Source organism: Pseudomonas fluorescens group sp. PF-1 (assembly GCF_054481335.1).
In genome coordinates, this window is sequence record NZ_JBTMNG010000001.1 from 385,732 (window position 1) to 407,397 (window position 21,666).

At 55.8% G+C, this 21,666-nt stretch carries 15 protein-coding genes and 1 tRNA gene; 4 read left to right on the forward strand and 12 right to left on the reverse strand.

The features are described from left to right. Positions 1 to 23: 23 nt before the first annotated feature. Positions 24 to 1,445, forward strand: a complete 1,422-nt coding sequence (locus tag ACX3YD_RS01815; RefSeq protein WP_458959168.1) for a MarR family transcriptional regulator — start codon at positions 24 to 26, stop codon at positions 1,443 to 1,445. 340 nt (positions 1,446 to 1,785) lie between these two features. Here ACX3YD_RS01815 and ACX3YD_RS01820 read toward each other — a convergent pair whose 3' ends face one another. The 8 genes from ACX3YD_RS01820 to rpsU all read right to left on the reverse strand — a co-directional run bounded on the left by ACX3YD_RS01820 (position 1,786) and on the right by rpsU (position 14,666). Continuing rightward, positions 1,786 to 3,243: a hypothetical protein gene (locus ACX3YD_RS01820; RefSeq protein WP_458959169.1), complete on the reverse strand. Its 1,458-nt coding sequence runs from the start codon at positions 3,241 to 3,243 to the stop codon at positions 1,786 to 1,788. Between the two features lie 112 nt (positions 3,244 to 3,355). Next, entirely contained in the window at positions 3,356 to 4,594 is a 1,239-nt protein-coding gene (locus ACX3YD_RS01825; protein WP_458959170.1) for a Shedu anti-phage system protein SduA domain-containing protein, read from the reverse strand. Between the two features lie 324 nt (positions 4,595 to 4,918). Continuing rightward, entirely contained in the window at positions 4,919 to 5,986 is a 1,068-nt protein-coding gene (locus ACX3YD_RS01830) for a site-specific integrase (RefSeq protein ID WP_458959171.1), read from the reverse strand. Positions 5,987 to 6,114: 128 nt separating this feature from the next. Continuing rightward, positions 6,115 to 6,191: transfer RNA gene (locus ACX3YD_RS01835), tRNA-Ile, on the reverse strand. Positions 6,192 to 6,206: 15 nt separating this feature from the next. Further along, positions 6,207 to 9,953: a bifunctional diguanylate cyclase/phosphodiesterase gene (locus ACX3YD_RS01840; RefSeq protein ID WP_458959172.1), complete on the reverse strand. Its 3,747-nt coding sequence runs from the start codon at positions 9,951 to 9,953 to the stop codon at positions 6,207 to 6,209. A 123-nt stretch (positions 9,954 to 10,076) separates the two neighbouring features. After that, positions 10,077 to 11,924: an RNA polymerase sigma factor RpoD gene (gene rpoD / locus ACX3YD_RS01845; RefSeq protein WP_047534175.1), complete on the reverse strand. Its 1,848-nt coding sequence runs from the start codon at positions 11,922 to 11,924 to the stop codon at positions 10,077 to 10,079. Between the two features lie 67 nt (positions 11,925 to 11,991). After that, on the reverse strand, positions 11,992 to 13,971 hold the full coding sequence (gene dnaG / locus ACX3YD_RS01850) for a DNA primase (RefSeq protein WP_047534172.1): 1,980 nt from the start codon (positions 13,969 to 13,971) through the stop codon (positions 11,992 to 11,994). Between the two features lie 479 nt (positions 13,972 to 14,450). Then, positions 14,451 to 14,666 (reverse strand): 30S ribosomal protein S21, encoded by a 216-nt coding sequence (gene rpsU, locus ACX3YD_RS01855; protein WP_002551877.1) that lies wholly within the window; start codon positions 14,664 to 14,666, stop codon positions 14,451 to 14,453. A gap of 199 nt (positions 14,667 to 14,865) precedes the next feature. On the opposite strand from rpsU, the gene tsaD reads away from it, so the two are divergent. Next, entirely contained in the window at positions 14,866 to 15,891 is a 1,026-nt protein-coding gene (gene tsaD, locus ACX3YD_RS01860) for a tRNA (adenosine(37)-N6)-threonylcarbamoyltransferase complex transferase subunit TsaD (protein ID WP_047534165.1), read from the forward strand. 23 nt (positions 15,892 to 15,914) lie between these two features. Here the strand turns inward: tsaD and plsY are convergent, their stop codons facing one another. Further along, positions 15,915 to 16,484 carry a glycerol-3-phosphate 1-O-acyltransferase PlsY gene (plsY, locus tag ACX3YD_RS01865; RefSeq protein ID WP_103404099.1) on the reverse strand — a complete coding sequence of 190 codons (570 nt, stop codon included), beginning with the start codon at positions 16,482 to 16,484 and terminating at the stop codon, positions 15,915 to 15,917. Positions 16,485 to 16,558: 74 nt separating this feature from the next. Here plsY and folB point away from each other — a divergent pair, with 74 nt between their 5' ends. Together folB and folK are read left to right on the forward strand one after the other, a co-directional pair. After that, on the forward strand, positions 16,559 to 16,915 hold the full coding sequence (gene folB, locus ACX3YD_RS01870; RefSeq protein ID WP_008051601.1) for a dihydroneopterin aldolase: 357 nt from the start codon (positions 16,559 to 16,561) through the stop codon (positions 16,913 to 16,915). Next, complete coding sequence (gene folK, locus ACX3YD_RS01875; protein WP_047534158.1) at positions 16,906 to 17,424, forward strand: 2-amino-4-hydroxy-6-hydroxymethyldihydropteridine diphosphokinase; 519 nt, start codon at positions 16,906 to 16,908, stop codon at positions 17,422 to 17,424. Before folB ends, folK begins: the two co-directional genes overlap by 10 nt. Before the next feature lie 85 nt (positions 17,425 to 17,509). Here the strand turns inward: folK and ACX3YD_RS01880 are convergent, their stop codons facing one another. The 3 genes from ACX3YD_RS01880 to ACX3YD_RS01890 all read right to left on the reverse strand — a co-directional run bounded on the left by ACX3YD_RS01880 (position 17,510) and on the right by ACX3YD_RS01890 (position 21,633). Then, positions 17,510 to 18,739, reverse strand: coding sequence for a multifunctional CCA addition/repair protein (locus ACX3YD_RS01880; RefSeq protein ID WP_047534156.1), 1,230 nt, complete (start codon positions 18,737 to 18,739; stop codon positions 17,510 to 17,512). A 63-nt stretch (positions 18,740 to 18,802) separates the two neighbouring features. Further along, positions 18,803 to 20,365: a SpoVR family protein gene (locus ACX3YD_RS01885; protein WP_458959173.1), complete on the reverse strand. Its 1,563-nt coding sequence runs from the start codon at positions 20,363 to 20,365 to the stop codon at positions 18,803 to 18,805. Continuing rightward, positions 20,362 to 21,633, reverse strand: coding sequence for a YeaH/YhbH family protein (locus tag ACX3YD_RS01890; protein WP_007947798.1), 1,272 nt, complete (start codon positions 21,631 to 21,633; stop codon positions 20,362 to 20,364). The genes ACX3YD_RS01885 and ACX3YD_RS01890 overlap by 4 nt, the downstream gene beginning before the upstream one ends. Between the last annotated feature and the right edge of the window lie 33 nt (positions 21,634 to 21,666).

Here is a 21,666-nt window from a genome sequence, read left to right on the forward strand (position 1 = left end):
ATGTTTTTAATTTCTAGGTTGACATGGTGCGCCTCGATTACCTGACGAATCTGCTCGATGTTTACGATCACGATCCTCGTTGTTCAACCCAGTTTGCTTCTGGCTACAGCGCGGTGTTAGGTCGGCTTAACGCATCTTCGAGCCTAACCTCCAGGCGCTATCCCATCTGGCCTCTGGTGAGGGCGAATTTGGATGGGCCGTTTGATCAGTGCCTAGCTGGCTACAAGGGCGACTGGGCCAAGAGTTTGCTGATTGGTGCTCGGCTGTCGGAAATGGCCCATATCCCACCACCTTTTTACGCAGCGCCTTACGTTGCAGGACCTGAGATAGATGGAAGCGGTCTGACGGCAGATGTTCTGGCTCGCGATTTGATACCCGCTAGACCAGAAAATATGCCGGAGATCGACTGGCAGCTCCAGAACTTGGATCGCTGGGATTCAAATATTAGGTTCGCAATTCGTAGCTTGCTCAATCCGAAGGGGGTGCCGTTCGAAGGCGCGGAACCGCTTTGCGGAGCTTTGGAATCTGTACGTGACTTGTTTCGATTGATGCACCACTTCAGACCTCTGCGTACAAAGGCATTGAGGGATTTTGATGCCGCTATAGATGACCGAACCCGTCCACAGGATGGCGGTTACTGTGAGCTTTGCTGGCGTGTAAGCATTCGGTCCAGCAGACTGCAGGAGCTCGCAGTGCAGCAGCGGCAAGAGGTTGGCGAGATTGTGCGCTCAGGTCAGTGCCAGCTCTCCGCGGAGGAACAGGACGCCAGGCTGTCGCAGGCCTGGAGGCTGGAAAGCAGCCTCCAGCTTTCTCCATCCTGTACTTTGATATCGAAAGCAGAGGCTGCAAAGCTGCGCCTTGTATTCGAGCGGTTTCGCATCGAGAGAATCGTGGCTGGAAATCTAAGCGACCGGTACTGCGCCATACACAAGCCCGGGTCGGCTAAATACCATGCTGACTTACGCTACAAAGCTGCGTTTCAACGCCATTTGTCCGCACTCAACAGATCTGGAAGGTCTGAGTTTGCATTCAATTTTCGGCCACCCAGTGCTGCTGATACCCAGGAGATAAGAAAGGTTGCCTACGACCAGGTGCACTCAGGTTTGCATGTGGTGACTTCGCGTAAAGCCCCCTCAATTGGTCTGCGCGAGAAAGTTTGGCTCATGCACGTAGAGGGGATCAGCCAATCAGAGATGGCGAGGCGGTTGGGCATATCGCGTCAGGCGATATCAAAAGCTAAGAAAAGCCTTGAATCGTTGATGAATACGCACCATGCCGGTAGCTACATCAACCCTCTAACCGGCGAGGCGCAGGTTCCAGATGCAATTAGAAAGGCGATAATGGATGCTGCAGCGAAAGGGCAATCGATCACGGCAATCGCTAAGGACGTGGGGCTTAGCAAGGCTACAGTCGATGGGCTGGTACGTCTGATGCGGGAGCTCTAAGCATGCAAAATAATAGTGCTAGCCGTTTTTGTCCCGGCGGATTTTCAGCCGGGGCAAAAGCGGCTGATGCTTTGATTAGTGACGATGGTGTCGGGCCAGGTGGGTAATTGCATTTGACCACTCATTTGCACGGCCACCGACCAGTAAATTGCATTCGTGTTGAGCGAAAATTTGCATCCGATCTGATCAGCGCACAGCGTATTGACGACTGGCGAAGATCGACCAAAAACTGCGTCTCACCAGTAGCTAGTAGCTAAAATCGCGGTTGCTGGGGCCATCGTGTCCCAGTACTTACAAAGATTTTCATGTATTACCGTCTTATCGGCACTCTGAATTAAAGTCATTTGGTATTATGGAAAAGATTGATATAGATCGGATTTTTACTTCTGCCAGCATCCGTCCAATCAACATTGAGCAATGATAAGGTAATCTGAACCAGCACAAATAGAAACACCATTATCGAGTAGCGCCGCATCCAAATTAAGTTTTTTACTTGCAGCTTCCCATTATTCAAGTCCCGACGCCTTTCTACATCCTTCCGAAAAGAAGACACATGGGACCGAATTGCACGTATTCTATCGCGATTAAACTTGCGATATCTTTCTTCACACCAGTGCAATCCCTCTTCAACAGCAGTCAATCTTTCCTCAATTACGTTCAGTTCAACTCCTGCATCAAGCAATTTTTTTAGATCGCGCTCTTCTTTTTTATTGTGGCTTAAAAAGACAGGGCTTACGTTGCTCGTGCATCGCTGGAAGCGTGAGTATATTTCCGCCAGGATTGCTGTATAGGTGTAATTATCAGTAATCCCAATTGACTTAAAATCATAGCGGCGATAGCTTTCAGTATCCAAGCTCACTTGGCTCTTCAAAAAAATTGCATCTACTCCAAATTGGCTCGGAATGTAGTTTTCTATGTACTCCTCTGATGTATCTTCGCTCAATGGGCTGATTAAAAAACGGCCTCTGTGACGTTCAATTACTACAATAGAAGTGCTGGTCTCGTCGCTTTCCGATAATGAAAGCTCATCAAAGTAAGAGCCTGTACCCTCTCTGAAAAAATCGGCAACCAACGAAAACTCATCAATCTTTCTTTTTACACCCCAAGCTTCTAGCATCGCTTCGATCGCTTGCTTAGCCTCACCTACTACTTCATTTGCCTTTCTGTATAAGAATTTTTCAATTACAGACCTTCTGTCGTGATGTTCAGTTATTGCAAACCTTGGGGAGAACGGGTTGAACGATTGAAATACTTTGTATCGACTAATGTGGCGAACGTCAACGTCAGAAACTAGCGACCTGACAGAGTCATCAAGTTTCACATAAAGAGAGATGTAGCAAGCCCCATTTTTCAACCTCAGAAGACTTATATAGCAGCTTTTAGGGAGTTGAGGTGCAATACTTATGCTCCCCACCGAGAATATTGTTGGGCGATCGAAAGACACGAAGCCTAAGTTATTGTAACTGGCACCAATCAAATTCTTGCTCTTTATACCCTCTTCGTGTGTCGAACTGTAATTTCCTCCTGCGCGTGGTTGGCCACTCATCCACTTGTGGACTTTCCCTAAATCCTCGCGTCCAATTTCCGCAACAAAGCTTATACCTTTCCAAGAAATCCGGCCTTCAAAAATGCTGGCAGTTTTAATCCGATTCTCTTCGTTATAAATCTCACGCATCACCTCGCTATCTTGCTTGCCATAATCCTGTCCGAGAAATCGCAAAAGTCTCGGCACAAGCCAAGGAAACCTGGAAGAAAATACCAAAACCCAATGCGTCAGCTTTATTTTCATTGCAAGCATGACCAGCTCCCCGTTCAATATCAGCTCACCTCAAACATCGCACTTTATTCTATCCTTTCGGCCGACTCCGACCTAAAGCACTGCGTACGATTTTTTGATTCCTCAATGCCTTTCATTTATAGAACTGCACTACAACTCCATCTATTAAATCGTCAAAAGTTATTATCTCTAAGCCCTGATGATCTGACATGATTTCCCGCCATACATCAGACTCAAAATCGCTTCTGCGTCCTACGACGAGCCATCTGCGAGGCTTGTGAACTTTAAATCCATACTTTTCTTCAAACCATCTTCGATTGTTCGGATCATCAAAGTAGGTAGCGTACACCCTGGTCTGAGAAATATAAGAATTTAGCCACGAAGAAAATGTTTCTCTGTTTTGACCGCCGACAATGAAGCCTTTGTCAATTTCGGGAAGTTTGAATTCGACAATGTCTGCGTAACCGTTGGGCTGCAGAACAAAAAAATCTGGTCTTATAGCGTTCCTTTTTTCGCTCTGCCATTCGCAAGTCAATTCAGAAAACACATCCTTTGCTCCAAATTTCATAGTTAGTATAAATTTATTTTCTTCTTTCGATAAGTGAGAAGTTATATCTGGCTCCGTGCTTTTGGAACTCCCCCATACTTCGATGAATCTATTTATTTTCGGTAGCTGAATGTATTTGTAGTCATCCGGCATAGGGTAAGAGTAGTGAGCGTCATGCTCTACAAATTTTCTAATTTCCTCTAGGTTGAAACCGATGCGATCAAATTTTTCATCGCTACTATCAAAATGGATAGGGAAGAAATCTAGCCACTTTATATGTCTGGTCCTCAATCCAGAGTCGTCAGCGTCGAAAAACATTCCGTTTACGATTCTGGTAAATTGCCCTTTCATAGGTTCTGGGCTTGGTACGTTAAAACCCATAATGCTATTTTGAGCTGCAAAGTTCCATTTCAACTCTGTGAGTTTTTCCCAACCTTTATTTGTCGGAAAGACTAGGTCCTCACTGAATGGTGGCAAGGGCATTGAAAATACACGACTTGCGGTCGAGTCATATTCAAAGCCAATGATTTTTTCGAAAAGATTGCACTTTTTTACCGAGTAATCATGATATCTCAGGTTCAGTAACCCGTCGGAATTCAGCTTCTCAGCAATCTCAGATCCTATGTACTCTACAGCGATGTGAGTTTGGCCAATATATACAACAATTTCCTCAGGGTTTAATAGGAAGCCAGGAGCTGTTTTGATGAGATTCGGATTTTCTTGTACGTATTGCCAAAGCGGGCCCAGATAATTATTCATCACCCCTTGCATAAAGGCCATTGTTAGTTTTTTCGCTGGAGAGTCTGTTTTCTCTTCTTCGTTCATTTGTATAAAGCCTGAATTATGACTAACACAAAATAACGGCCATAAAGCGGTGAATTATAAACGCTACTTATGTTATATAAAATTCTGCCCATTCCCAACTCCTTGTCTGGACTGAATGCTTCTGCAAGAACGCCAAGCAGATTATAGGCAATTCGACTTGGATGGCGAGGACATTACGAAGTCATGAGGATGTCTACCATCTGCTTTTTACCGTTAGTTGCCCTCCCCGAAGGCAGATTTGGGTCGTTCTCTGTCGGTCATGGCAATACAGATGACTGCTCGCGTCGAATGCGAATGGGTGGCCAAGTCGATGCAATTACTCAATTAGGAGTTTCTTGTCTCCAGCTTATCCAATTTGCCTACCAGATCCTCTGCTCGTAGATGCGTGTAGCGCTTGAGCATCTGCATCGACTTATGCCCGCTGATGGCAGACACCTCCTGGTCAGAAAGGCCACCCTCTACCAACCGGCTGACTGCCTCATGACGAAGGTCATGAAAGCGCAGGTCAGGCATTCCTAGCTTGGTCTTCAGCTTGCCCCATGTCTTGGTAAAGGCATACGCGTTGCGCTTATCGTCTTTGCCAGGCTCCCCAAAAAACACCAGGTCGCAATCGATTGGGCGAATTGGGTTGCTCATCGCCAATTGGAACGTGTCGGTAGCTAGCCGGGTCAGCGGCACAGTGCGGGCGCTATCGTTCTTAGTGTCAGAGAGGCGCACCACGCGCTTTTTCAGATCGACTTGATGTCGGCGCAACGATGTTATCTCCGACGAGCGCATGCCGGTCTCCAATGCGATTCGAACAATCCAGCCAAGCATCGGATTGCTGTGCGCATTCACTGCGGCCAGCAACCGGCGTTCCTCTTCGGCAGAAAGGCGTCGATCTCTGCCTTCGCCGGGGCTTGGCTTGCGGATGTTCAGCACTGGGTTGAAGCTTAACCCCAGCCCCCACTCCTGAATCGCTACGGTAAACAGGTGGCTCAGAAGGGCAAGCTCCAGGCGCACAGTATTGTTGCTTGTTGGTTTGCCGCGATTGGTGATCGAGGCAAGGCGCGCGTCCCGGTACTTAGCGATAATTTCCGCAGATAGTGCTGCCATAGAGTACTTGCCCAAATGGCTGATCAATTGCTGAGCCTTGGTTGCCTCGGCACGCTGTGTGCTCGGCTTCTTCGTCGGGCTGATTTCGGCCAGATATCGCTTTAACGCCATGGCCAGCGTCATGCGCTCGGAGCCACTTCGTTGAATATACACGCCTCTGACCATTTCATCTTCAGTGCGACGGGCCCAGTCTTCGGCATCTCGCTTGGTACGAAAGGTCTTTGCGTTAGCGGGCCAGCCTGTTTTGCGTACCAAGGCTTTCCATGTGCCGGCATCTGTTTTGACGATGGTGGCCATCTCGTTTCTGCTCCAAAAACGTACCGTTGCGCTGGCACTGTACTGATTTTGTACCTGCGGACCATAGGACTGGTCTAGCTGTTTTTATCGCAGACAGCGAAAAGCCGCGCAATGCGCGGCTTTGGAGTTGGTGGGCCCACACGGACTTGAACCGTGGACCAAAGGATTATGAGTCCTCTGCTCTAACCAACTGAGCTATAGGCCCTCAGTAGGCCGCGGATTATAGCGACGGTTTCGCGGCTGTGCTATCCGAAAAGTCTGAAACAGTTGAACGAAGAAACGTCGCGGCAAATTCGTCGGGGGGCAGGGGTAGGCTGACGATGTAGCCCTGGATCTGCTCGCAGCCTTCGTCGGCCAGGAATTGCTGCTGCGCGTGAGTCTCCACGCCTTCGGCAATCACGGTGAATTGCATGCTGCGGCCGAGGGCGATGATGGCGCGCACGATAGCGGCGTCGTGCGGGTCATCGGGCAGGCCGCGAACGAAGGATTGATCGATTTTGAGTATGTCCAGCGGCAGGCGCTTGAGGTAGCTCAGTGACGAGTAGCCTGTTCCGAAGTCGTCGATCGCCAGTTGCACGCCCAGATGCTTGAGTTGGTGCAGCACCGCCAGCGCTTCCTCGGCCTGGCTCATGATGAAGTTTTCGGTGATTTCCAGTTGCAGGAAACCCGGTTTGAGGTGGTTGTCCTTGAGCAGTTGTTCGATGCGGCCGAGCAGGTTGGGTTGGCGCAACTGAGCGCCCGCCAGGTTGACGGACAGCGGGCCGAGGCCGTCGTAAGTCAGGTTCCATTCGCGCATTTGCCGGCAGGCGGTTTCGAGCACCCAATCGCCGATCTGCAGGATCATGCCGTTCTCTTCGGCCAGGGAGATGAAGTGCTCCGGCGGTACGTCGCCGAAGGTCGGATGGCGCCAGCGAATCAGCGCTTCGGCGCCCACCAGGCGATAGTCGTCGAGGCTGATTTTCGGTTGGTAGTAGAGCTGCAGCTCGTTGCGCTCGATGGCGCGACGCAGTTCATGTTCCAGTGCCACTCGCTCACTGGCCTGCGCGGTGAGGTCGCGGGTGTAGCTTTCGACCCGGTTGCGGCCCTTGGCTTTGGAGCGGTACATCGCCGCGTCGGCGTTCTTGATCAGCGTGGCGACGTCGCCGCCGTCCTGTGGATAAAGGCTGGTGCCGATACTGGAGCTGATGAAAAACTCATGCTCGCCGGCCTGAAACGGAGCGGTGAAGCAGTTAAGCAGTTTGGTCGCGATGTTGTCGGCGTCGCTGGCTTGCTGCAGGCCGGGTAACAGGATGATGAACTCGTCGCCGCCCAGGCGCGCCACGGTGTCGATGTCGCGCAGCTGCTCTTTGAGCCGCACGGCAATGCCTTTGAGCAGCAGGTCGCCGACCGGGTGACCGAGGCTGTCGTTGATGTGTTTGAAACGGTCCAGATCCAGGAACAGCACCGCGCCCTGGCCGCCGTTCTCCTTCTGGGTATTGAGGGCGGTCAGCAGGCGGCTTTCGAATAGCGTGCGGTTGGGCAGGCCGGTGAGCGGGTCGTGGTGGGCCTGGTAATCGAGTCTGGCCTGGGCGTGTTTGAGGCTGGAGATGTCAGCGAACACGGCCACGAAATGGGTGATGAACCTGTCCCGGTTGCGCACGGCGCTGATGGTCAACCAGCTCGGGTAGAGCTCGCCGTTTTTGCGCCGGTTGGAAATCTCGCCTTGCCAGTGACCTTCGGCGGTCAATTGATGCCACATGGCGGCGTAGAACGCGCTGTCATGCAGGCCGGAGGCGAGCAGGCGGGGGGTATGGCCCAGGGCTTCGCTTTCGCTGTAACCGGTGATTTCGGTAAACGCGCGGTTGACGGCGCTGATGTGCTGCTGGGTATCGGTGATTAGTACGCCTTCGGCAGTGCTCTCGAATACCGTCGCCGCTTGTTGCAGTTTTTCCTGCATCAGGTGGCGCTCGGTGATGTCCCGGGCGATGGTCAGCATGCAGTCTTCGTCACCAATCGGCAGCGGACGGCTGGACACTTCGCAGAGGCGGATCTGGCCGTCGCTGCGGCGAATATGGCAACTGAAGTCGCGGACAAAGCCGTCGCGGTGCAGCAGGTCGAGCATCTGCTTGCGCTCGTTGAGGTTGACCCAGATCCCCAGATCCAGCGCCGATCGGTCCACCGACATCGCGCTGTTGAACCCGGTAATGCGGCTGAACCCCTCGTTGACCTCGATCAGCAGGCCGTCGCTTTGACGGGACAGCAACAAGCCGTCCGGCGAGGCGTGGAACGCCTTGGCGAATTTTTCTTCGGAGGTTTGCAGTTGTTGCTGGGTTTCCTTGAGCTGGGTGATATCACGTACGACCACCACCAGCGCCGGGGTCGTATCGAGGTCAAAGGGCTCGGCGGAGATCAGGCCGGTAAACACCTGGCCATTGCTGCGACGAAAGGGCATCTCCAGGTTGCGGATGCTGCCGGCCTGCAAGCGCTGCAACAATCCCGGCCCGACGCCGGGTATGCCCCAGATATTGAGGTTGGTGGCGGTCTGGCCGATGACGTCCTCGGCCCGCAGGCCGATCTGTTCTTCGAACGCTTCGTTGACCTCCAGCAGGCAGCCGTCGGAAAGGCGTGCGATCACCAGGATGTCCGGGCATTGCTGGAACACCGAGGCAAACTTCTGCTCCGACAGGCGCAGGGCTTCTTCGGTGCGCTTGGCTTCGCTGATGTCGATCATCAACCCGCGCATCACCGGTTCGTGGCCATGTTCGATCAGGCTGACGATATCGCGCACCCACAGGCAGCGCCCATCGGCGGTGATGACCCGGTAATCGAGGCTGTGGTCGCGTCCGGCCAGCACTTCGTGATCACAGAAGTTCTGCGCGCGGGTCAGGTCGGCGGGGTGAATGATGTTGCGCCAGAAGCCCGGAATCAGCCAGTGCGACAGCGGATAGCCGAGCAAGGCCTCGGCGTGGGGCGACACATAGCTGTAGGTGAAGTCGCTCATCCGCGCTTCCCAGGCGATGGCCGACAGGCTCTCCACCAGCCCGCGGTAGTGGTATTCACTGCTGCGCAGTTCCTGTTCCAGATCGACGCGGCGGGCGATCTCCGAGCTCAGTCGGCGGTTGATCCGGATCACTATGGCCAGCACGATCATCAACAGCAGTAAACCCGGCAGGCCGTAGACCAGCAGATCGGACCAGAAAGTCCGATGATCGAGGACGTTGCCTACCCAATGTTCCTGAATGGAACTGATTTCGGCCGGGCTCATGTCCGCCAGAACTTTATCCAGGATGCCGACCAGCATTTTGTTGTTGCGGGGCACGCCCATGGCCAATTGATAGCGATAGGGGGTCTCGCCGCTGACGTAGAGGCCGTCCAGCTTGAGCTGGCGCAGACTCCAGACGCTGGAGGCAAGGTCGCCGACCACGGCGTCCACTTCGTCGGTGGCCAGCGCCTGCAAGGCCGAGCTGACGTTGGGCATCGCCACCAGATTCAAATCGGGGTTGTGGGTGCGTAACAATTCGTGGGGCGCGTAGTTTTCCACAACGGCAATTTTCAGCCCGTACAAGTCCTCGATTTTGCGTGGCTGGGGCCCTCCGACATGGGCCAGGATGACAATCGGGAAATCCAGGTAGGGGCGGGTGAATGACAGGTAGCTCTGGCGTTCCGGGGTCGACATGATGCCTGGCAAGAGATCCAGCTTGCCTTGTTTGGCTTGCTCCAGCACGACGGTCCAGCTGACCGGCTCGATAGGCGTCAGTTCAACCGCCAGGCGCCGGCGGATCAGGTCGATGTAGTCTGCCGCAAGGCCCTGATAGCGGCCCTGTTCGTCGCGAAACTCAAAGGGCGGCCATGATGCATCGACACCCAGGCGCAGGTCCGGGTGGGCCGCAAGCCAGCTACGTTCTTCGTCGGTCAGAGTCAGCGCGCCAGCCGTTGCGGTCCAGGTCATCAGCGACAGCAAAAAAAACACGGTCGGCAGTCTGGGCATAACGGTCTCGTTATGGCTCGGGGGAATGCTTCGAGTGTAGACGGGCAATTCGGCGGGAGGGGTAGCGCGGGGGATTTAATCTGTAGAAAGCAAAACCCCCGGCCTGGGCCGGGGGTTCTGTGATCACTCGTCGAGGAAGGAGCGCAGATGCTCGCTTCTCGTCGGGTGGCGCAGCTTGCGCAACGCCTTGGCTTCGATCTGACGAATCCGTTCACGGGTCACGTCGAACTGTTTACCAACCTCCTCGAGGGTGTGGTCGGTATTCATATCGATACCGAAGCGCATGCGCAGAACCTTGGCTTCACGTGCAGTGAGGCCGGAGAGTACTTCGCGAGTCGCTTCTTTAAGGCTCTCAACGGTGGCAACATCGATTGGCGACTGCATGGTCGAGTCTTCGATGAAGTCACCCAGATGGGAGTCTTCGTCATCACCGATCGGGGTTTCCATGGAGATCGGCTCTTTAGCGATCTTCAATACCTTGCGGATCTTGTCCTCAGGCATCTCCATGCGTTCGCCCAGCTCTTCCGGGGTCGGTTCACGACCCATTTCCTGCAGCATCTGACGGGAAATGCGGTTGAGCTTGTTGATCGTCTCGATCATGTGCACCGGAATACGGATGGTGCGGGCCTGGTCGGCGATCGAGCGAGTGATCGCCTGACGGATCCACCAGGTGGCATAAGTCGAGAATTTGTAGCCGCGGCGGTATTCAAACTTGTCTACCGCTTTCATCAAGCCGATGTTGCCTTCCTGGATCAGGTCGAGGAATTGCAGGCCACGGTTGGTGTACTTCTTGGCGATGGAGATCACCAGACGCAAGTTCGCTTCAACCATCTCTTTCTTCGCGCGGCGGGCCTTGGCCTCACCGATCGACATGCGACGGTTGATGTCCTTGATCTCGGCGATCGTCAAACCGGTTTCGGTTTCCAGCGCGGTCAGCTTTTGCTGGCAGCGAATGATGTCCGGCTGCAGGCGACCAATGGCTTCAGCGTATTTGCTTTTGCCTTTGGCCAGCGCGTCGGACCAGCTTTCGTCGACTTCATTGCCCGGGAACTGGCGCAGGAAATCGGCGCGCGGCATGCGCGCATCACGAACGCAGAGCTGCATGATTGCACGCTCTTGCTGACGCAGGCGATCCAGAGCACTGCGAACACGCTCGACCAGGCCTTCGAATTGCTTCGGCACCAGTTTGATCGGCATGAACAGGTCGGCCAGGGCCAACAGTTCGGCGATCGCCGCCTTGTTGTGGCGACCGTGCTTTTTCAGGGCCTTGCGGGTGATTTCCATCTGATCGGCCACAGCGCCAAAGCGCTGTGCAGCGATGATCGGATCCGGACCGCTTTCGGCTTCTTCCTCGTCGTCCGAAGCTTCGGCGTCATCATCGTCGGAATCGTCGTCCGCTTTCACGGCTTTCGGATCGATCGGTGGTGGCACTTCGGCTGCAGGCGGCGCAATGCCGTCGTCCGGGTCGATATAACCGCTCAGGACGTCGGACAGGCGACCACCTTCGGAGGTGACGCGGGTGTACTCGGAGAGAATATGGTCAACCGTGCCAGGGAAGTGCGCGATAGCGCCCATCACTTCACGGATGCCCTCTTCAATACGTTTGGCGATTTCGATTTCGCCTTCACGTGTGAGGAGCTCTACAGTACCCATTTCGCGCATGTACATGCGCACCGGGTCGGTAGTGCGACCAATGTCGGTCTCGACCGCTGCCAGCGCTGCTGCTGCCTCTTCGGCCGCGGCTTCGTCGGTATCGGCGTCGGCCAGCATAAGGGAATCCTTATCTGGCGCAACCTCGAATACGTTGATCCCCATGTCATTGATCATGCGGATGATGTCTTCCACCTGTTCCGGATCTGAAATATCCTCCGGCAGGTGGTCGTTGACCTCCGCGTAAGTCAGGTAGCCCTGCTCACGACCAAGTGTGATCAACTCTTTGATACGAGACTGCTGTTGCGCTTTTCCGGACATAACACCCTATCCACTGAAGGTCTTGGCGGGCAAAAAACAAGCCGAGGATTATACCTGAGCTATGACCTCACGCGCCAGTTGAGGTCGGGTTTGGTACAGCCATATTGCGTTTTAATAGGTCGCGCATCTGATTTGCGATCTGATTTGCTTCCTCGGCAGTCAATCCTGGCTGCTTCGCTTTTCTGATGAGTTCTTCCAGGCTATCGGTGTGTTGACCCGCTGATAACCTAGTAATGGTGTCTAAAAACTGTTGTTCAAGGTTGTCGCCGTCAATCAGCCATTCCTTTTCGGCCAAGGCCTTCAGCAAGCGTCCCTGTTCAGTGCCGTGCCAGCGAGCCATTAACTGAATAGAGTTTAGCTTAGGGTTTTTTTGCACAGCCTCGATGAGGGCTACCAGCAATTGCCCATAAGTGCTGCTTTCATTGGCGAAGTGGTTGGCGGTTTCGACTTTGCCAGCCAGTTGCGGATGATGAATGAGCGTACGCAACGCAATGAGTGTAGGTGCTTCGACGGCAATGGGTTTGCGCGGGGCACTCTGTTGATCGCGATCGCCGCCACGCTTGCCGTTCTTGTCCCAGGGTTTTTTGTCCCATTTCTTGCCGCCGGCACCGGGCTTCTTCGGTGTCCATTCCTGTTGCGGCACATACATTTCTTGCGATTGCGGCTGATGATAGTCGCTGTAATCAGGCATCGCGTCGTAATCGATGCCAGGGTCATAGGCGGGCGGCGCCTCGTGTGGCGCGCTTTGCGCCAGTTGGCTGACCGTTTCGCTGCTCAGGCCGGTGATTTCGGTCAGGCGCTGGCGCATCAGAATACGCAGGTTGGCTCCCGGCACCTTGTCGATCAGCGGCGCTGCGAGGGTGGCCATGTGGGCCTTGCCTTCGAGGGAGCGCGGGTCCGATTCTTCCGTCAGCTGTTGAAAGAAATAATCTGCCAATGGCTGGGCGTGCTGGTTGATCCGTGCGCGGAAGGCATCCGTGCCTTCGGAGCGCACCAGGGTATCCGGGTCTTCGCCTTCGGGCAGGAACAGGAAGCGGGCTCGTCGCCCATCCTGCAGGCTTGGCAGGGTGGCTTCCAGTGCGCGCCACGCGGCGTTGCGACCCGCCTGGTCGCCGTCGAAGCAAAACAGCACGCTGGGCACGACACGGAACAGTCGCTTGAGGTGTTCTTCGCTGGTCGCGGTACCCAGGGTGGCGACAGCATTGCGCAGGCCTTGCTGGGCGAGGGCGATGACGTCCATGTAGCCTTCGACGACGATGATTTCGTCGAGGTTGCGGTTGTTCTTGCGGGCTTCATACAGGCCGTAGAGTTCCTGGCCTTTATGGAATACCGGGGTTTCCGGCGAGTTCAGGTATTTCGGTTTGTCGTCGCCCAGTACCCGGCCGCCGAAGGCAATGACACGCCCGCGACTGTCGCGGATCGGGAACATCACGCGGTCGCGGAAGCGATCATAGCGTTTGCCGGTTTCGGCGTTCTCGATCAACAGGCCGGCATCGATCATGGCTTTCTGCTGCAGGGTATCGCTGCTCAAGTGCTTGAACAGGTTGTCCCAGCCAGGCGGTGCGAAGCCGAGGCCGAAGTCGCGGGCGATTTCGCCGGTCAGGCCACGACCTTTCAGGTAGTCCACCGCAGCTTTGCGCGATGGATGGCTTTTCAGGGCCTGACGGTAAAAGTCGGCCGCGGCGGTGAGCAGTGGATACAGCGGCGAATCGGTCGGCTGGCGCGGCTTGTGCGCGCGGCCGCTTTCTTCCCGTGGAACTTCCATGCCGGCCGCCTTGGCCAGATCTTCGACAGCCTGGACGAAATCCAGGTTGTCGTGGTCCATGATGAAGCCCAGGGCATTGCCGCCGGCGCCGCAGCCGAAGCAGTAATAGAACTGCTTGTCGGGGCTGACGCTGAACGATGGGGTTTTCTCTTTGTGGAACGGGCAGCAGGCGGTGTAGTTCTTGCCGGCTTTTTTCATTTGCAGGCGCGAGCTGACCACGTCGACGATGTCGGTGCGGTTCAGAAGGTCGTCAATGAAGCTCTGGGGAATTAGCCCGGCCATGGCGTTCTCGTCATCTGCGCTGATTGGGTCCGAAACGAAGGGTAGTCGAACGAAGGTCAGTGTTTGAGGCGCACAAGATGGGCGGCTCGACCGGTGTCGTCTGCGTAATCGCTATCGGGAAATGTATCTGCCGAAAATCCCCTGACGTTAATGCCAATCAGTATTCGACTTTTTGAAAGTGTTGCGCTGAATCCGGCTGCGGCCAGTCATGGGCCTCGGATAGCTCATCATTTGCACGCGTGAGGTGCCTTGGGCTGATCGTCGTGAGAGGAATCAGTGGGTGTGCTCGTCAGTAGCCTTGAAAGGCTCGTCAGAAAAGACGTGCACCGCTGGCAAAAGAGCCAGGTCTGACGCGATGAAGCAGATTTGTCTCAGTCGCGTCTGCGGCTTCGACGGTGAAGCATCAAGCGTTTTACGCAAATGCCATTAGCCCGGCGGAGAGCCGGGCTTGGCAGAAGCTTGCTACGATCGTCTGTGTATTAGTACAGACGAACGGCGCGGCGCTGTTCGCGCTGAACTTTCTTGGCGTGACGCTTAACAGCGGCTGCTGCTTTGCGCTTACGCTCAGAAGTTGGCTTCTCGTAAAATTCGCGGCTACGAACTTCAGCCAGTACACCGGCTTTTTCGCAGGAGCGCTTGAAACGACGCAGAGCTACGTCGAAGGGTTCGTTCTCTTTTACTTTGACGGCTGGCATCCAGAGCTACCTTCATTCATTACCGGGGTCAACATCCTCGCGGCAAAAGAGCACTTGAAGACGTCGGTTTTTAAGGGTTGCGGATGTTAACCCCTCATCGCACGGAATGCAAAGCCTCTGATCGAAAACCGCTGGTCGGGGCATCACGCGACGACTATTATGCGCGCCTTCGAATTCAGCCTAAACAAGGCGCAAACCCATGCTAGTACTGGGATTAGAAACCTCCTGCGACGAAACCGGTGTCGCATTGTATGACAGTGAGCGTGGCCTGCTGGCCGATGCGCTGTTCAGCCAGATCGACCTGCATCGTGCCTATGGTGGCGTGGTGCCGGAGCTGGCCTCGCGTGACCACGTCAAACGCATGCTGCCCTTGATTCGTCAGGTGTTGGCCGAAGCCGACTGCGTGCCGACCGAGATCGATGCGATCGCCTACACCGCCGGTCCTGGCCTGGTCGGCGCGCTGCTGGTCGGCGCTTCCTGTGCTCAGGCACTGGCCTTCGCCTGGGGCATTCCGGCCCTTGGTGTACATCACATGGAAGGTCATTTGCTGGCGCCGATGCTGGAGTCGCAACCGCCGGAATTTCCGTTCGTCGCTTTGTTGGTTTCAGGTGGTCATACGCAACTGGTTCAAGTCGACGGGATCGGTCAATACACGCTTTTGGGCGAAACCCTGGATGACGCCGCCGGCGAAGCGTTCGACAAGACCGCGAAGATGATGGGCCTCAACTATCCAGGCGGCCCGGAAATCGCTCGACTGGCGGAGCAGGGGCTTGCAGGACGTTTCGTCTTCCCGCGTCCGATGTGTGACCGACCTGGCCTCGATTTTAGCTTCAGTGGCCTGAAAACCTTTGCCCTGAACACCTGGCAGCAGTGTGTGAGCGCCGGGGACGACAGCGAGCAAGCCCGTTGCGACATCTCGCTGGCGTTCCAGCAGGCCGTGGTGGAGACTTTGACCATCAAGTGCAAGCGTGCCCTGAAGGCGGCAGGCATGAAGCGTCTGGTGATCGCTGGCGGAGTCAGCGCCAACAAGGCGTTGCGCACGTCCCTGGAAAAAATGCTCGGCGACATGAAGGGCGACGTTTTTTATGCCCGTCCACAGTTCTGTACCGATAACGGTGCGATGATCGCTTTTGCCGGTTGTCAGCGTTTGCAGGCCGGTCAGCAGGAAAGCCTGGCGATCAGCGTCCAGGCGCGTTGGCCGATGGAGCAGTTGTCAGCGCTGTGATGAGTGGCGCTGCCGGGCGGCATTTAAAAATGCCGTTCGCGCCCGGCGAACAGGTCGCGTAGATTGCCGCGATGACGCCAGACGATCATCCCCGTGAGCGCGCTCATGGGCAGCAGCGCCGCCGGCTCTTGCCAGGCCAGCAATGGCAGGGTCAGTGGGGTGGCGATCAAGGCGGCCAACGAGCTGGTGCGGGTCAGGTAGAACGTCAGCAGCCAGGCACAGACCGCCAGTAAGGCCGCAGGCGGGTACAGGCCCAGCAACATGCCGGCAGCGGTGGCGACACCCTTGCCACCGCGAAAGCGAAAGTACAGCGGGAACAGGTGGCCGATGACGGCGCAAACGCCGATCCAGGCCTGATCATGCAGGGAAAGTCCGGCAAAACCGGCGATCAGCACAGGCAGCAGGCCTTTGAAGAGGTCGCCGAGCAACGTCAGGACGGCGAGTTTTTTGCCGGCCAGGCGCAACATGTTGGTGGCGCCGGCATTGCCCGAGCCACTCATTCGCGGATCGGGGTTTCCGGTCAGGCGGCTGAGCAAAATGGCGAAGGACAGAGAGCCGAGCAGGTAGGCGAGGATCGCCAATAACCAAAACATGCTAACTATTCCGGGCGAGGACGCCCTGATTCTAACGGCGCATTGCGCCCTTGTCGTGTAGCGGAGAAAAGTGCTTGGACAGAGTGTTTATCGAGGGCCTGGAAGTCGACACCGTCATCGGTGCCTACGACTGGGAGCGAGGCATCCGACAGTGCTTGCGTCTTGATCTGAGTTTTGCCTGGGATAATCGTCCGGCAGCCGCTGGTGATGACCTGACCCTCGCGCTCGATTATGCGAGCGTTTCGTCGCGCATCCAGGCCTTTGCCGAGCAGGCGCAATTCCAGTTGGTTGAAACCTTCGCCGAGCGTCTGGTTGAAGTGCTGATGAGCGAATTCAAGATCACCTGGATGCGTCTGAAACTGACCAAGCCTGGTGCAGTCCCTGCCGCTACCGGTGGTGTGGGTGTGGAGATCGAGCGCGGATGTCGCTGACTCAGGTGTATCTCGGACTCGGTAGCAATATCGAGCGTGAAGCCCATTTGCAGGCCGGCCTGGAAGCATTGGCGGGTTTTCTGGTGGATATTCGTTGCTCGGCGGTTTTCGAAAGCCAGCCGGTGGGGATCAAGAGCGGGCCGTTTTTCAATTTTGTGGTGTCGGCCTTTACCGATCTGCCACTGATTGAACTGGATCGCCGGCTTAAATTCATTGAGGCGGACAATGGCCGCTACGCGCCGGACCGCAAGGGTTTGCCGCTGGACATCGATGTGTTGCTGTTCGGTGATCTGGTGGGCAACTTCGATGGTTTGGTGTTGCCGCGAGCAGAGATTCTGAAAAACGCCTTCGTGCTGTGGCCGTTGTCGTTGATTGCGCCGGATCGAGTTCACCCGGGCGTAGGCAAGAGTTTCGCCACGTTGTGGGCTGAATCACAGATTGATCAGGTGCTGGCTCCCGTGGCTTTTGAGTGGCGCGGCATTCAACTGACGCCTTCAGATTTGTTGTGATATTCATGACGCCATCGCGGGCAAGCCCGCTCCCACAGGTGCGATGCAATCCCTGTGGGAGCGGGCTTGCCCGCGATGGCGGCAGTCAGGACGACGCAGTCTCTTTGTAGGCCTTCAACGCCTTTAGCCGTTCGCGCTTGATCGCCTCGCCCAATTCTGGCCCTTTGAACCCTTTCTCCAGCAATGGCTGCACCGCCACGCTACGGGCGGCGGTTGCTGCACCGCGAAGGTAATCCGCCTGTGGGTAACTTCGCTCTTCCAGTCCTTTGCGCCCGCGTGCATCCATCTCGCATGCCGCGATGAACTCCTCGAACCGCTGTGGTCGACGGTAAACGTCGAAGCTTTGCAGCAACTCCAACAGCGTCGATGGCTTCAGCTCCAGGGCACGATGGCCGTGGGTGTGATATTCGCCCACCAGCAACGCCAATTCCTGGCAGTCCCTCGGTGCCTTGAAGCGTTCGTTGACCGCTTTGATCAGCTTCAGTCCCTTGAACTCGTGGGCAATGTGTCGAGGCCATTCTTCCTTCGGCGTCAGGCCTTTGCCCAAGTCATGCAGCAGGCACGCCCAGCGCACGGTGAGTGGTTGCTTGTGGCGCGCGGCTTGTTCCAGCACGCTCAGGGTATGCGCGCCCGTATCGATTTCCGGATGATGGGCTTGCGGTTGAGGTACGCCAAACAAGGCGTCAACCTCAGGCATCAACACGTTGAGCGCACCGCAGGCCCGCAGTACTTCAATGAACACCTGTGGCTGATCTTCCATCAGGGCACGGGAGATTTCTTTCCAGATGCGTTCCGCTGTGAGCGCTTGCAGTTCACCTGATTCGCTGAGTTGACGCATCAGATCCAGCGTCTCCGGAGCGACGGTGAAGCCAAGCGCGGCATAACGGGCCGCGAAGCGCGCAACGCGCAGAACCCTGAGTGGATCTTCGGCAAACGCGGGGGAAACGTGGCGAAGCAGGCGCGCTTCCAGGTCGCGTTGGCCATGGTATGGATCGGTCAGGTTTTGTTGATCGTCCTCGGCCATGGCGTTGATGGTCAGGTCGCGACGGATCAGGTCTTCTTCGAGGGTCACTTCGGGGCTGGCGTGAAAGGTGAAGCCGCCGTAGCCGCGTCCGCTTTTGCGTTCGGTGCGGGCGAGGGCGTATTCCTCTCCGCTTTTGGGGTGTAGAAACACCGGGAAATCCGCACCTACCGGGCGAAAGCCCTTGGCGAGCATGTCTTCGGTGGTGGCGCCCACCACGACCCAGTCGATATCGGTGACGGGTCTGCCCAGCAGGCGATCACGAACGGCACCGCCGACTTTATAAATACGCATAAAAAACCTCCGTTAGCTCGACAGGATAACCTTTGCGCCGGGCTTTCGGAGGTCGAAACTGGATCAAAGATGAACGACGGCCAAGTCCAGTCGGCCGTAATCACCCTCCCCATGTTCGTTTCTGGGTGGAACGTGATGGGTTTTCATCACCTGATCGTCTTGCAAGGTTTCGAGGTGAATGTCGAAGCCCCAGAGGCGGTGCAAGTGCTTGAGCACTTCCTCCGTGGAATCTCCCAGCGGTTTGCGATCATGTTGCTGATGACGCAGGGTCAGCGAGCGGTCGCCGCGCCGGTCGATGCTGTAGATCTGTACGTTGGGTTCGCGGTTGCCCAGGTTGTATTGAGCGGCCAGTGTTTCACGGATGATTCGATAGCCACCTTCATCATGGATGGCCGGGACCAGCAGGTCGTCCTTCTGGTCGTCGTCGAGAATGCTGAACAGTTTCAGATCGCGGATTACCTTCGGTGACAGGTACTGCAGGATGAAACTCTCGTCCTTGAAGCTGCTCATGGCGAACTTGATGGCTGCCAGCCAGTCAGTGCCGGCAATGTCCGGGAACCAGCGGTAATCCTCTTCCGTGGGTTCTTCGCACATGCGCCGGATATCGCGGTACATGGCGAATCCCAGGGTATAGGGGTTGATCCCGCTGTAATACGGGCTATCGAAGCCCGGTTGATAGATTACGCTGGTATGGGACGTCAGGAACTCCATCATGAAACCATCGGTGACCAAGCCTTCGTCGTACAGGTCGTTCATCAAGGTGTAGTGCCAGAACGTGGCCCAGCCCTCGTTCATCACCTGAGTCTGACGCTGTGGGTAGAAGTACTGGGCGATTTTTCGCACGATCCGTACGATTTCCCGTTGCCACGGCTCCAGCAGTGGTGCGTGTTTTTCGATGAAGTACAGGATGTTTTCCTGAGGTTCGGCGGGGAAGCGTGCGTTGTCCTTGTCGCTGTATTTGTCCGCGCCTTTGGGAATGGTACGCCACAGATCATTGATCTGTTTCTGCATATGTTCTTCGCGGTCCTTTTGCCGGCGACGTTCTTCTTCGGCGGAGATCGGATAAGGCCGTTTGTAGCGGTCGACGCCATAGTTCATCAGGGCGTGGCAGGAATCGAGCAGGTCCTCGACCGCGTCGATGCCGTGGCGCTCTTCGCATTGCATGATGTATTGCTTGGCGAACACCAGGTAATCGATGATCGAACTGGCGTCTGTCCAGGTGCGAAACAGGTAGTTGCCCTTGAAAAAGCTGTTGTGCCCATAACAGGCGTGCGCAACGACCAGTGCCTGCATGCAGATGGTGTTTTCTTCCATCAGGTAGGCGATGCACGGGTCCGAGTTGATCACGATCTCGTAGGCCAGTCCCATCTGCCCGCGGCTGTAGGATTTTTCAGTGCTGAGGAAGTGTTTGCCGTAGGACCAGTGGTGATAGCCCAGGGGCATGCCGACGGAGGCGTAGGCATCCATCATCTGTTCTGCGGTGATCACTTCGATCTGGTTGGGGTAAGTGTCGAGCGCATAGCGAGCCGCAAGGCGACTGATTTCTTTGTCGTAGGCCTGGATCAGCTCGAACGTCCATTCCGAGCCGGTGGAAATGGGTTGGCGCTTTTGCTCTTTGGCGGTCATGTCACTAACCTGCGCTGGAAGAGTTCACGGAAGACCGGATAGATATCCCCGGCCGAGACCAGTTGTTGCTGGGCAAAAGTGTCGGAGAACGCTTCGGCGATGCGCTCATACTCGAACCACAGGGCCTGATGTTCGCGTGGGGTGATCTCAACGTAAGTGTAGTACTGCACGAACGGCATGATCTGGTTGATCAGGATGTCGCGGCAAATCGGCGAGTCGTCGTTCCAGTTGTCACCGTCGGAGGCTTGGGCGGCGTAGATGTTCCACTCGTTGCTCGGATAGCGCTCGGCCATGATCTCCTGCATCAGTTTCAAGGCGCTGGACACGATGGTCCCGCCGGTTTCGCGGGAGTAGAAAAACTCTTCTTCGTCCACTTCGCGGGCGCTGGTGTGGTGACGGATGAATACGACGTCAATCTTGTCGTAATTACGCTTGAGGAACAGGTACAGCAGGATGAAGAAGCGCTTGGCGATGTCTTTGGTCGCCTGAGTCATGGACCCAGACACGTCCATCAGGCAAAACATCACGGCCTTCGAACTGGGATTGGGCTGCTTGATCAGCAGGTTGTATTTGAGGTCGAAGGTGTCGAGAAAGGGAACGCGATGGATGCGCGCGCTGAGTTTTTCAATTTCTGCTTCGATTTTCTGAATATCGCCGAAATTGTCCGGTTCTTCTTGCTTGAGTCGCAGAAGTTCCTCTTTCGCTTCGCGCAGTTTCGCCCGGCTGCTGCCGGACAGCGCAATTCGCCGCGCATGAGCCGAGCGCAGGGTGCGGATGATGTTGATCCGCGACGGGTTGCCCTCGTTACTGATGCCCGCGCGAACGGTTTTGAACGTGTCGGTGCCGGTCAGGTTGCGCTTGACCAGGTTCGGTAGTTCAAGATCCTCGAACATGAATTCGAGGAATTCCTCCTGGGTGATCTGGAAGACGAACTCGTCCATCCCTTCGCCCGAGTTGCCGGCCTTGCCAGGGCCCCGACCGCCGCCACCTCCCGGTGGGCGCGCAATGTGTTCGCCGCTGGTGAATTCCTTGTTGCCGGGGTGCACGACCGTCTGTTTGCCACCGCGACCATGGTGAAGCACCGGCTCATCGATGTCGCGGCCGGGGATGCTGATTTGCTCGCCGTGTTCCATGTCGGTAATGGAGCGCCGGCTGACCGCCTCTTCGACAGCCTTCTTGATGTGGTCACGGTAACGCCGCAGAAACCGCTGACGGTTCACCGTGCTCTTGTTCTTGCCATTGAGACGTCGGTCGATCACATAGCTCATAGGGAGCCCTCCGGACAGCTACAAGTTACCAGC